The following is an 11,486-nucleotide window of genomic DNA, read 5'->3' on the forward strand; positions in this document are numbered from 1 at the left end:
TCCATCGGGCAGGCGCTGCGCAGTGGGGCAAAGCCGGAATGCATTTCAGCGCACATGGCATAGGCCAGGCCGCGAGCGTGCATGTCGCGCGGCCAGAAACGGTCGTGCCCGGCCTTGTCGGCCAGATAGAGCAGGATCGCCATCGAATCCCAGATCGCTTCGCCATGATCCCACAGCACCGGCACCTTGCCCGATGGCATGTCGGTCTTGGCTTCGCCGCTGATCCACGCGGGCGAATCCATCACACGCAGTTCGGTTTCGAACGGCAGCTGCGATTGCCTGGCCGCCAGCCAGCCCCGCAGCGACCAGCTGCTGTAGGTGCGATTGCCGATGATGATCTTCATGTGGTGCGACCCACCTTCCCTGTTGGCCGGCAACATGGCGCATCGGCGGGGATGGGGCAAGCGATTGGCAGCAAGCCGCGCTTGGCAAGCGGCGCGCTTCGTGGTTTTGATGGGGGATGACTGAACAACTGCCAGAATTGCCCCTCGTGATGGTGCTGAACGGCCCCAACCTCAACCTGCTGGGCAGCCGTGAGCCGCACATCTATGGCCACGACACGCTGGACGATATCGCCGAGCGGCTGGAAGCGCAGGCGACCGGGCTGGGGCTGGCGGTCGATATCCGCCAATCCAACCACGAAGGCCATATCGTCGATTGGCTGCAGGAAGCCGGCGCGCGCGGGGCGCTGGCGGTGTTGTTGAACGCAGGGGCGCTCACCCACACGTCGATTGCCATTCACGATGCGATCAAGGCCATCAGTGTGCCGGTGATCGAGGTGCATCTTTCAAACCCCCACACCCGTGAGGAATTTCGCCACACCAGCTTTGTGGCGCGCGCGGCGAAGGGCACGATTTCAGGCTTTGGCGCTGCTTCCTACACGCTGGCGCTGGACGCGGCGGGGGCTTTGCGGCAGTAAGCTGGGGTTACATTGGGGCAATAGACGGGATCATCATGCCTGAGAATACCGGAATTGTGGTCGACACCGGCCTGGTGCGCGAACTGGCCGAACTGCTCGACGCCAGCAATCTGACCGAAATCGAAGTCAAAGACGGCGAACGGACCATCCGCGTCGCCCGCACCGCGGCCGCGGTCACCATGGCGGCCGGCGCTCCAAGCTATGCACCGGCACCGCCGGCTGGTGGCTGGCCGGCACCGCCCCCGTCTTCCGCAGTACCGGCTGCCGCACCTGCCGGCAGCGACGATGTCCGCAACCACCCCGGCCTGGTGAAATCGCCGATCGTCGGCACCGCCTATCTCACCCCGGAACCGGGCACCCCGGCCTTTGTGACCGAAGGCGCCACCGTGGCTGCTGGTGACACGCTGCTGATCATCGAAGCCATGAAGGTGATGAACCCGATCACCGCGCCGCGTGCCGGCGTGGTAAAGGCCATCCTGGTGAATAACGAGCAGCCGGTGGAATATGACCAGCCGCTGGTGATCATTGAGTAACCGGCCCGTGTTCAAGAAAGTCCTGATCGCCAATCGAGGCGAGATCGCGCTGCGCGTGCACCGTGCCTGCCGCGAAATGGGCATCCGCACCGTGGCGGTGCACTCCACCGCCGATGCCGATGCGATGCACGTGCGGCTGGCCGATGAAGCCATCTGCATTGGCCCACCATCGGCAACCGATAGTTATCTCAACATCCCGGCGATCATTTCGGCGGCCGAAATTGCCCAGGCCGATGCCATCCACCCCGGCTATGGCTTCCTGTCTGAAAACGCGCGCTTTGCCGAAATCGTGCAGGAACATCGCATCACCTGGATCGGGCCAGATCCCGAACATATCCGCAAAATGGGCGATAAGGTGGAGGCCAAGCGCACTGCCGCCGGGCTCGGCCTGCCGCTGGTGCCGGGCAGCGATGGCCCGATCGAAACCATGGAAGAAGCGCTCGCGGTGGCCGAAATCATCGGTTACCCGGTGCTGGTGAAAGCCGCTTCGGGCGGCGGCGGGCGAGGCATGAAGGTCATTCCCGATGCCGCCAGCCTGCCCTCGCTGGTAAGCCAGGCCAAATCCGAGGCCAAGGCCGCCTTTGGCGATGACACGGTTTATATCGAAAAATATCTATCCGAACCGCGCCACATCGAATTCCAGGTGTTTGGCGATGGCCAGGGCGGCGCCGTTCATCTGGGCGAACGCGATTGCTCGCTGCAGCGCCGCCACCAGAAGGTGTTGGAAGAAGCCCCGTCGCCGGCGCTCAACGCCAGCGAACGCGCGCGCATGGGTGAAGTGGTGCGCGATGCCATTTCCAAGCTCAAATATCGTGGCGCCGGCACCATCGAATTCCTGTGGGAAAATGGCGAATTCTTCTTCATCGAAATGAACACCCGCCTGCAGGTGGAACATCCCGTGACCGAAGCCATCACCGGGCTTGATCTGGTGCGCGAACAGATCCGCGTCGCCGCCGGCCTGCCGCTGTCTGTGACGCAGGACGAGGTGAAGTTCGAAGGCCACGCCATCGAATGCCGCATCAACGCCGAAGACCCGCAGACGTTTGCGCCGTCGCCCGGCCGTGTCACCGATTTCCACCAGCCCGGCGGCCTGCATGTGCGGGTCGATTCGGCGCTGTACGATGGCTACCGCATCCCGCCCTATTATGATTCGCTGATCGCCAAGCTGATCGTTTACGGTGCCAATCGCGAAGAGTGCCTGATGCGCCTGCGCCGCGCGCTGGAAGAGTTCGTGATTCACGGGCCGAAAACCACGATCCCGCTGCACCAGGCGCTGATCGAGGACGCCGAGTTTCAGAACGGTGACTATACGATCAAGTGGCTGGAACGCTGGCTGGCGAAGAGGGCAGCAGAGGCCGCCGGCTGAGGGGATTTGCAGCACGCACCAGTTGCGGCATGCTGAGGCCGTGACTCGACCACTGACCCATCGTCTTGATCCGGATATGCTGCTGCGCGCCTATGCCAGCGGCATTTTCCCCATGGCCGAGCGTGCCGACAGTGTGGATGTGTTCTGGGTGGAGCCACGCCGCCGGGGCGTGCTGCCGCTGGATGGGTTCCACCTGCCCAAAAGCCTGGCCAAGACGCTGAAGCAGGAGCGGTTCCACTTTACCGCCGATCGCGCCTTTGCCGCTGTGCTGGACGGCTGTGCCGAACCAGCCGTGGCCCGCAGCGAAACCTGGATCAATCCCTTGATTGCCGAAGCCTATGTGGCGCTGCACGCGCGCGGCCAGGCCCATAGTGTTGAGGCGTGGACAGCGGATGGCGAACTGGCCGGCGGCCTTTATGGCGTGCGGCTGGGCGCGGCGTTTTTCGGCGAATCGATGTTCACAAAGGTGCGCGATGCCAGCAAATGCTGTCTGGCAGCGCTGGTGACCCGGCTGCGGCTGGGCGGGTTCCGGCTGCTGGACACACAATTTCTGACCAGCCATCTGGCCGGTTTTGGCGCAGTCGAAATCCCGGCGCGCGATTATCGCGTTCAGTTGAGCGCCGCCTTGGCGGGCAATTCAGGCGATTTCTTTGCGGGCGATGACGGCCCAGAACGCGGGGAGGGCCCGTCGGGGAAACGCATCGTGCAGCTTTTGAGCCAGACATCATAGCGCGGGTGCTGCATGACATTCAGGCTGGGGCTTTCGGCATAGAGCCAGCCGGAAAACACCCGCTTCACCTGCCCAGCCAACCGCTCATCAACCTGCAGAAACCCGCCTTGCAGCTTGGGCCATTCCCAAGGCGGCGTGGTTTCGCAGGTGCGCGCCGTGATGCGGAGACCGGCGAAATCCAGATATTGGCCGGGCTTGAGGGTGAGGAACCGGGTTTCGCCGGTGCGTTTGGCCAGTGCGCCGACGACCAGCACGCGCTCCTTCACCGGCGTGACCTGCGACACGCGGGGCGCAGCGGGACGCACCGGGGCGGGCGCTGCCACTGCCGGTGGTGGTGCAGCGGCGGGTGGCGGCGCTTCTTGCGCGGATGCGGTGCCCGCAAGCAGGACGGCGGCAAGCGCCAGCGTTTCAGGGTGACGGTGCATCGCCAGCCGGCTTTTCGGTTGCACCCGGTGCAGCTGGCGCATCGCCGCCGGAACGGTTCACGACGCTCCCGATCAGGCCCATGAGATCGGGCGCGCCCGAGGTTTCGATGATCTCGCCGCCGTCTTTCAGCATGTCGGCCTCGGCACCCGGCGTGAGCGCGACATAGTTGCCGCCCAACAGCCCTTCGCTGGTGACAGCGGCAGACGAATCGATGGGCAGCTGCAGGCCGCGATCAACCGACAGGCGCAGCACGGCCTGATAGCTGGTCGGGTCAAGCTCGAGGCCCACCACCTTGCCAACCTTGACGCCGGCAACCTTCACATCAGTGCCCAGCGTGACGCCGCCGATATTGGGGAAACGCGCCGAAAGCACGGTGCCGTCGCTGCCTTCGCCGGCGCCGGTGCGGGCCCAGGCAAAGGCCACAAATCCGGCCGCCAGCAGCACCACAAACAGGCCGATCAGCGCCTCGGCCACATGCTCCTTCAGGGTGCCGGCCATCAGCTTTCGGGAGACCAGGCGCGATAATCGCCTGTCGTCGCCGCCCGCTTGCCGCCCGCCAGCAGGGCGCCGGCCGGGCTGTGCGCCAGCGTGGTACCAGTGGCGTTGGGCGTCCATTCGCGTTCCCAAACGCGCGTCACGAGCGCCTTTTCCGACGGCGGCTCGCTCACGGTCTTGTGGATCCACAAATGCCATTCCGGCGGGATCCGGGTGGCTTCGGGTTCGCCGTTGTAGATCACCCAGCGCCTTTGCGCCGCGCCAACGCCGGACCGGTAATAGATATTGCCCTGATCATCGCGGCCGACTTCCTCGCCATTGCGGGCGGTGAAAATGCGGGTGCCAAGGCCGGGGCCATTCCACCAGGTAAAGATCATCTTGAGCACGGACACGAACGGGGGCTCCTTCGCCTCACCCAAAACATTTTTGCCGCACCCGCGCAACCCCGGTGATGGCGGATAGGCGCGGGCGCAAAAAGCCGCTACCCCACCTTGCGTGAACCGTGCGCTGGCCTTCATCTTCATCACCGTGCTGATCGACGCCATCGGTTTTGGCATCGTCATCCCGGTGTTTCCGCAGCTGATCGTCAAGCTGACCGGGCGTGATCTTGCCCATGCCGCCGAAGTGTCGGGCTGGATCGCCTTCCTTTATGCCAGCGTGCAGTTCCTGATGGGGCCGGTGATCGGCGGGCTTTCCGATCGCTTTGGTCGCCGGCCGGTACTGTTGGCCAGCATGGCGGCGTTTTCGCTGGATTATGTGGTGATGGCCTTTGCCCCCACCTTGTGGTGGCTGGTGGCCGCCCGCGTGGTCGCCGGCATCACCGGCGCGACCTTCCCCACTGCCTATGCCTATATCGCCGATGTCACCCCGCCCGAAAAGCGCGGGGCCAATTTCGGCGTGATCGGCATGGCGTTTGGTTTCGGTTTCATCATCGGGCCGGCACTGGGCGGTTTCGTGGCGGGCTTTGGCACCGAAGTGCCGTTCCTGCTGTCGGCGGCCCTTGCCATGGCCAATTTCGTCTATGGCCTGTTCGTGCTGCCGGAATCGCTGCCGCCGGAAAAACGCCGCAGTTTTGAATGGCGGCGAGCCAATCCGGTGGGGGCGCTGCTGCGGCTGAAATCGGCGCATCCGGTGGTGTTGATGCTGGGCGCGACGGTGTTCGTGTGGACCCTGTCGTACCAGTCGCTTTATTCGATCTGGAGCTATCACGGCCAGTTGCGTTATGGCTGGAGCCCCGAACAAGTGGGCTGGAGCCTCGCGGCGGTCGGCGTCACCGGTGCCATCGTCCAGGGCTGGCTGGGCCGCAAGCTGATCCCGCGCTTTGGCCAGCGCCGCATCATCATCGCGGGCATCGTGTCGGCTGTGGCGGGCTATTCCACCTATGCGCTCGCCGATGCCGGCTGGATTGTTTATGTCGGCATTGCCGTTTCAGCCTGCCAGGGGCTGGTGTTCCCCTGCTTGCAGGGGCTGATGTCGGCAGAGGTTGCGCCAAACGAGCAGGGCGAACTGCAAGGCGCGGTGGCCTCGATCCAGAGCCTTTCCGCCATTGTTGGCCCGCCGCTGATGACGACGGTTTTCGCGCGTTTTTCCGTGGCGGATGCGCCGGTCTATGCGCCGGGGGCGCCGTTTGTCGTGTCGCTGGTTTTTGTCGGCCTTACGGCGCTGATTTTCGCCCGTGCCCACGCCAGCCGGCGGGTGGTGGCAGCCGAGTAATCAGCCGCGTGCCTGAAACCACGGCGTCATCCGCGCAATGGCTTCGCGCACGTGGGGCGTGTCCGCCGCAAAGCTGAAGCGCATGAAGTGATGGCCTTCAACCGGGTCGAAATCAAACCCCGGCGCGGCGACAACCCCGGTATCCCGCAACAACTGTTCGGCCAGTTGCATGGCATCGTTGGTGAGATGGCCCACATCGGCCCAGATATAAAACGCGCCATCAGGCGGGGCGATCCTGGTCAGCCCCATGGCCGGCATCGCATCGAGCATCAGCTGACGATTGGCAGCATAGCGGGCCACGTGCGCTTCGAGTTCGTCCGTGCAGTCCATCGCAACCAGCCCGGCGTGCTGGGACAAGGTGGGGGCGGTGAGGAACAGATTGCCCATCCGCGCCCGCGCCGCCTCCACCAGATCGTCGGGCGCAACCAGCCAGCCAAGCCGCCAGCCGACCATCGAGAAATATTTGGAGAAACTGTTCACCACCAGGGCATCTGGCGCATATTCCAGCGCGCTCGCCACCGGGCCAACGAACGACAGCCCGTGGTAAATTTCGTCTGACACGATGCGGATGCTGCGTTCCCGGCAAACGCGGGCGATGGCGGCCATCTCATCGGCCGGGATGATGGTGCCGGTGGGATTTGCGGGGCTGGCGATGATGACACCTGCTGGCGCGGGATCGAGCGCCGCCAGATGCGCGGCCGTGATCTGGTAGCGGCTTTCGGGGCCACAGGCGATTTCCTGGATTTGCATGCCCAGCGCCCGCACATTGTTGCGATAGGCGACATAGCCTGGGCGCGCACACGCGATCACGTCACCCGGACGGAACGCCGAAGTGAGCGCCAGCACCAGCGCCGGCGACGCGCCGCACATCAGCACGATCCGTTCCGGCGCAACCGTCACGCCGTGCCGATCGGCATAAAGCTGGGCGATGCGGGCTTTCAGCGGTTCGGATTCCCAATAACTGCCGGGATCGGTGGCCAGCACCTCGTGCGCCCGCGCGATGGCCGCAGCAGGGGCGCCAGTGGAAGGCTGGCCGAACTCCATGTGGATAATGCTGCGCCCCTCCGCCTCCAGCTGGCGGGCAAGGCGCGACAAGCGGATGGCGTGGAAGGGTTCGACAGGATCAGGACGGAACATGGTGGGGCGTTAGCGGCTTTTGACGTGCGTTGCACGTGGCGGTTGACGTGCGTTGCACGTGGCGGTTCCGGCTGGCACAAGGCGCAGCGATGATCCGTCTCCTTTTGTTGCTGCTGTTGGCGCTGCCAATGGCCGTGCGCGCCGCACCGGCGCCGGTGCCAGTCGCCGCAGCGGCCGATCTGCGCCTGGCCCTACCGCCGTTGGTGCGCGCGCATCAACGGGCCAGCGGCGCGGTGTTCCAGCTCAGTTTTGGCTCGTCGGGGCAGATGGTGCAGCAGGCATTGAACGGCGCGCCGTTCCAGCTGCTGCTGCTGGCCGATGCGTCCCATGCTGACCGGTTGGCCGCGGGCGTGCCCGGCACTGAACGCCGGCCCTATGCGCTGGGCCGGCTGGCGCTGGTGGCGACGCGCGCCAGCGGCATCACCGATCTTGCCAGCCTTAAGGCCGCCATCCGCGCCGGCCGCATCCGCCATCTCGCCATCGCCAATCCGGCACACGCGCCCTACGGCGTGGCGGCGCGAGCGGTGCTCACCGGGCTGGGTGTGGCCGACCGGGCGCCGCTGGTGCTGGGTGAAAATGTGGCGCAGGCGCTGAGTTTCGTTGCCAGTGGCGCGGCAGAGGCGGGGCTGGTTGCCTTGCCGCTGGCGCTTGCCGCCAGCGGCCAATCCACAGCGCCTTTGGCGCGGGCTGCCGGGGGCGGCCTGCTGGTGGTGCCGGTGCCGCCAGCGTTGCATCCACCGCTGGTGCAAACCCTGGTGCTGATGCCGGGGGCATCGCCCGGCGCACGCGGCCTTGCGGCGCAGCTGACCGGGCCGCAAGGCCGCGCCGCCCTGCGCGCTGCCGGATTTGGCCTGCCGTGACCGCAGCCGACATCACGGCGCTGAATCTGTCGCTGGCACTGGCAGCGGCAACGGTCGCGCTGTTGCTGCCGCTGGCGCTTGTGCTCGGCCATTGGCTGGCGACCACGCGCTGGCGCGGCCGTCCGCTGGCGGAGGCGCTGCTGCTGTTGCCGCTGCTGCTGCCGCCGACCGTGGTGGGCCTGGCGCTGCTGGTCGGCCTGGGGCCGGCCAGCGCCATCGGGCGCGGCTGGGCGGCGCTGACCGGAGGGCAATTGGTGTTCAGTTTCGCCGGCATCCTTGTCGCGTCTGTGCTGGTCAACCTGCCGCTGATGGTGCAGCCAGCGCAGCGCGCGTTCGAGGCGGTGGGCGATGATCTGCGCGACGCCGCGGCAAGTTGCGGCCTGTCGCCACTGAAGGCCTTCACCCGTGTGGAATTGCCGCTGGCCTGGCCGGGGCTGGCGACGGGCGCGGTGTTGGCCTTTGCGCACACGCTGGGCGAATTTGGCGTGGTGCTGATGGTGGGCGGCGCCATTCCGGGCGAAACCGCGACGCTGAGCCTGGCCATCTATGATCGGGTGCAGGCGTTCGATATGGCGGGTGCCAGCCGGCTGGCGCTGCTGTTGCTCGGCATCAGCCTGTTTGCCATCACGTTGTTGTTCCTGCTGGGCCGCAAGGATCGTCATGATCAGGGCTGACGGGCTGACCGTTTCACTCACCCGCGCCGGACCGCTGGCGGTGGAAGCCGCGTTCAGCGTGCCGCCGGGGCAGACACTGGCGCTGGTCGGGCCATCGGGGGCCGGCAAATCCAGCATCCTGAAAGCCATCGCGGGGCTGGTGCCGGCCACAGGTGACGTGGCTGTGGATGGGCAGCGCTGGCACGGCGGCACCCACGGCATGCCGGCCTGGCAACGCCGCGTTGGCCTGGTGTTGCAGGGCGGTGCCCTGTTCCCCCACCTTGATGCGCTGGGCAATGTTATGATCGCGCAGGGGTCGCCCGATCGCGACGCCGCGCTGGCCCTGCTGGTGGCCATGCAGATGGACGGGCCGGTGCTTGGCCGCCACCCCGCTGGCCTGTCAGGCGGCGAACAGATGCGCGTGGCGCTGGCGCGGGCGCTGGCCCGCGCGCCGGATGTGCTGCTGCTTGATGAACCGTTCGCGGCCGTCGATCCGCCGGTTCGTCGTGCTTTGATTGCAGCTGTGGCCAACGTCCGCCGGCAGAGCGCGGCGCCGATGATCATCGTCACCCACGATCTCGCCGAAGCCGCCGGCATCGCCGATAGCTGCGCCTTCATCAATCAGGGCCGCATTGTCGAACAGGGCCCAGCGGGAGCGGTGCTGGCCGATCCCGCCAGCCGGCTGAACCGCTGGCTTTCCGGCCAAATTGCGCCGTAAGATTACGGAATAGTCACACACTGATGCGCCGTTGCAACAGCGCGGCGGAATAATGGGCTCGGCGCGTCGAGGTGGCGGCTTCGCGTATTGTGACGGTTTCATTTCGGTCTAGCATTGCCCGTAGCGGTCGCAGGGGAGCGACCCACAATCAGGGGAATTTAAGAATGCAAAGCCCGACAATCTCGCGCATGACGCGCCTGCTGCTGGCCGGATCGGCACTGCCGATGCTGGCGCTGGCCATGCCTGCCGCCGCCCAGACAGCCCAAGCCGCCGCAGAGGAAAAGACTGGCGACGAAAAGGTCATCGTCGTTGTCGGCACCCGCCGCACCGATCGCTCCATCCTCGATGCAGCATCGCCGGTTGACGTTATCGGCGCGGCCGAACTTGCCACCCAGCCGGCTTCGAACGTGCTGGATATCATCAAGGCGCTGGTGCCGTCGCTGTATGTTGGCCAGAACGCCATTTCCGATGCCTCCACCTTTGTGCGCGCGCCGTCGCTGCGCGGCCTGTCGGCCGATGAAATTCTGGTGCAGCTGAATGGCAAGCGCCTCAACCGATCGGCCCTGGTGCAGGTGTTTACCGGTGGTGACACGGCGCTGTCGTTCGGTAGCCAAGGTGCTGACATCTCCACCATTCCGGGGCTTGCCATTGGCAGCTTGCAGATCCTGCGGGACGGCGCCACGGCACAATATGGTTCCGATGCCATCGCCGGGGTGATGAACTATGGCCTGCGCGAAGACGCCGGGCTGGAAGTGGTTGCCCGTTACGGCCAATTCTATCGCGGCGACGGCGAAAGCTATCAGATCGCGGCCAATGCCGGCGTCAAGCTGGGCGATCGTGGCTTCATCAATGTCACGGGCGAATATACCGACGATGGCGGCACGGTGCGCAACGCCACAAGGCCGATCGCGCTGATCTTTGCCCAGCAGAACCCGGGCCTGGCCACCCAGTTGCCCAACTTCCCCGGGCCGGCGCAGATCTACGGCATATCGCCGGGCTATGCCACGCGCTTCCTGCTCAACAGCGCCTATGAACTGACGCCGGAAGCCAAGCTGTATTTCATCGCCAACTATTCGCGGCTGAAGGCCGATCAGAGCTTCAACTACCGCTCCCCCATTGGTGCCACCAACGTGCCGATCGTGGGCGGCACCACCAACATCAACGCCAACTCGGCCTTTGCGACGCCGATCTATCTCACGCCCTGCCCGGCAACGGCTGGCGCACTGGGCTGCCCCACCGGCGGCTTTGTGAAGAATGCCAACACCTTCAACTTCACCAGCGTTTATCCGGCCGGCTTCACGCCGCGCTTTGTGGGCGTGACCGAGCAATATTTCGGTGTGTTGGGAATCAAGGGCAAGACCGACAACGGCTTCACCTATGATCTGTCGGGCACGATCGCGCGCAACTCGCTGAACCTGTCGATGTATTCGTCGATCAGCCCGTCGTTTGGCCGTGCTTCGCAGACCGAGTTCCAGTTCGGCAAGCTGATCCAGGAAGAACAGAACCTCAACGCCGATTTCACACTGCCGGTTGAAGCCGGGCTCGCCAGCCCGATCACCCTGTCGTTTGGCGGTGAATTCCGCCGCGAGACCTACACGCAGACCGCCGGTGACGTGCAATCCTATGCTGCCGGGCCGTTTGCCGTGCAGAATCTGTTCACGCTGCAGGGCAATGGCACGTATCTGGCCGATGGTCAGGTCACCAAGCCGGTTGGCGCATCGGGCTATGGCGGCACCAGCCCGACCTTTGCCGGTTCGCGCAGCCAGCAGAGCTATGCCATCTACGCCGGCGCTGAAACCGACGTGACCGACACGTTCAGCCTGGGCGCCATGGGCCGTTTCGAACGCTACAACACGTTCGGCAGCGCCTTTGTCGCCAAAGCCAACTTCCGTTGGGAAGTGGCCGACATGCTGGCCATCCGCGGCACCGCCGGCAC

General features: G+C 65.4%; 13 protein-coding genes and 1 pseudogene. 9 read left to right on the forward strand and 5 right to left on the reverse strand.

The window, feature by feature from the left end; translation table 11 throughout:
• The coding region (locus RMO81_RS12470) for a glutathione S-transferase N-terminal domain-containing protein (RefSeq protein WP_310476216.1) at positions 1–344 on the reverse strand (344 nt) is incomplete at its 3' end.
• Between the two features lie 116 nt (positions 345–460).
• Between RMO81_RS12470 and aroQ the strand changes: the two genes are divergently transcribed.
• The 4 genes from aroQ (at position 461) to aat (ending at position 3,548) form a co-directional block, all read left to right on the forward strand.
• Entirely contained in the window at positions 461–919 is a 459-nt protein-coding gene (aroQ, locus tag RMO81_RS12475; RefSeq protein ID WP_310476217.1) for a type II 3-dehydroquinate dehydratase, read from the forward strand.
• 35 nt (positions 920–954) lie between these two features.
• The gene (gene accB, locus RMO81_RS12480) at positions 955–1,452 is read left to right on the forward strand and encodes an acetyl-CoA carboxylase biotin carboxyl carrier protein (protein WP_310476218.1); all 498 of its coding nucleotides are present in this window, start codon (positions 955–957) and stop codon (positions 1,450–1,452) included.
• 7 nt (positions 1,453–1,459) lie between these two features.
• Complete coding sequence (gene accC, locus RMO81_RS12485) at positions 1,460–2,818, forward strand: acetyl-CoA carboxylase biotin carboxylase subunit (RefSeq protein ID WP_310476219.1); 1,359 nt, start codon at positions 1,460–1,462, stop codon at positions 2,816–2,818.
• A gap of 76 nt (positions 2,819–2,894) precedes the next feature.
• Positions 2,895–3,548 (forward strand): leucyl/phenylalanyl-tRNA--protein transferase, encoded by a 654-nt coding sequence (aat, locus tag RMO81_RS12490; RefSeq protein WP_310476228.1) that lies wholly within the window; start codon positions 2,895–2,897, stop codon positions 3,546–3,548.
• A 35-nt stretch (positions 3,549–3,583) separates the two neighbouring features.
• Here aat and RMO81_RS12495 read toward each other — a convergent pair.
• From RMO81_RS12495 to RMO81_RS12505, 3 genes and pseudogenes are all read right to left on the reverse strand, one after another.
• Positions 3,584–4,015 (reverse strand): annotated as a pseudogene (locus RMO81_RS12495) (DUF2155 domain-containing protein); the annotation flags it as partial.
• A complete protein-coding gene (gene mlaD, locus RMO81_RS12500) occupies positions 3,957–4,472 on the reverse strand; it encodes an outer membrane lipid asymmetry maintenance protein MlaD (protein ID WP_310476220.1) in 516 nt (171 codons plus the stop codon). The pseudogene RMO81_RS12495 and the gene mlaD, both read right to left, overlap by 59 nt.
• Positions 4,472–4,861 carry an NADH:ubiquinone oxidoreductase subunit NDUFA12 gene (locus RMO81_RS12505; RefSeq protein WP_310476221.1) on the reverse strand — a complete coding sequence of 130 codons (390 nt, stop codon included), beginning with the start codon at positions 4,859–4,861 and terminating at the stop codon, positions 4,472–4,474. Before RMO81_RS12505 ends, mlaD begins: the two co-directional genes overlap by 1 nt.
• A gap of 103 nt (positions 4,862–4,964) precedes the next feature.
• Between RMO81_RS12505 and RMO81_RS12510 the strand changes: the two genes are divergently transcribed.
• Entirely contained in the window at positions 4,965–6,182 is a 1,218-nt protein-coding gene (locus RMO81_RS12510) for a TCR/Tet family MFS transporter (protein WP_310476222.1), read from the forward strand.
• On the opposite strand, the gene RMO81_RS12515 is transcribed toward RMO81_RS12510, so the two are convergent.
• The gene (locus tag RMO81_RS12515) at positions 6,183–7,319 is read right to left on the reverse strand and encodes an aminotransferase class I/II-fold pyridoxal phosphate-dependent enzyme (protein WP_310476223.1); all 1,137 of its coding nucleotides are present in this window, start codon (positions 7,317–7,319) and stop codon (positions 6,183–6,185) included.
• Positions 7,320–7,408: 89 nt separating this feature from the next.
• Here RMO81_RS12515 and modA point away from each other — a divergent pair, with 89 nt between their 5' ends.
• The 4 genes from modA to RMO81_RS12535 form a co-directional block, all read left to right on the forward strand.
• Entirely contained in the window at positions 7,409–8,179 is a 771-nt protein-coding gene (modA, locus tag RMO81_RS12520; protein ID WP_310476224.1) for a molybdate ABC transporter substrate-binding protein, read from the forward strand.
• Positions 8,176–8,853, forward strand: a complete 678-nt coding sequence (gene modB, locus RMO81_RS12525) for a molybdate ABC transporter permease subunit (protein ID WP_310476225.1) — start codon at positions 8,176–8,178, stop codon at positions 8,851–8,853. Before modA ends, modB begins: the two co-directional genes overlap by 4 nt.
• On the forward strand, positions 8,840–9,550 hold the full coding sequence (locus tag RMO81_RS12530) for an ATP-binding cassette domain-containing protein (RefSeq protein ID WP_310476226.1): 711 nt from the start codon (positions 8,840–8,842) through the stop codon (positions 9,548–9,550). Before modB ends, RMO81_RS12530 begins: the two co-directional genes overlap by 14 nt.
• Before the next feature lie 164 nt (positions 9,551–9,714).
• A partial coding sequence (locus tag RMO81_RS12535) for a TonB-dependent receptor domain-containing protein (RefSeq protein WP_310476227.1) occupies positions 9,715–11,486 on the forward strand: 1,772 nt, incomplete at its 3' end.

The organism is Sandarakinorhabdus sp. (genome assembly GCF_031422795.1).
In the GTDB taxonomy this organism is placed as follows: domain Bacteria; phylum Pseudomonadota; class Alphaproteobacteria; order Sphingomonadales; family Sphingomonadaceae; genus Sandarakinorhabdus.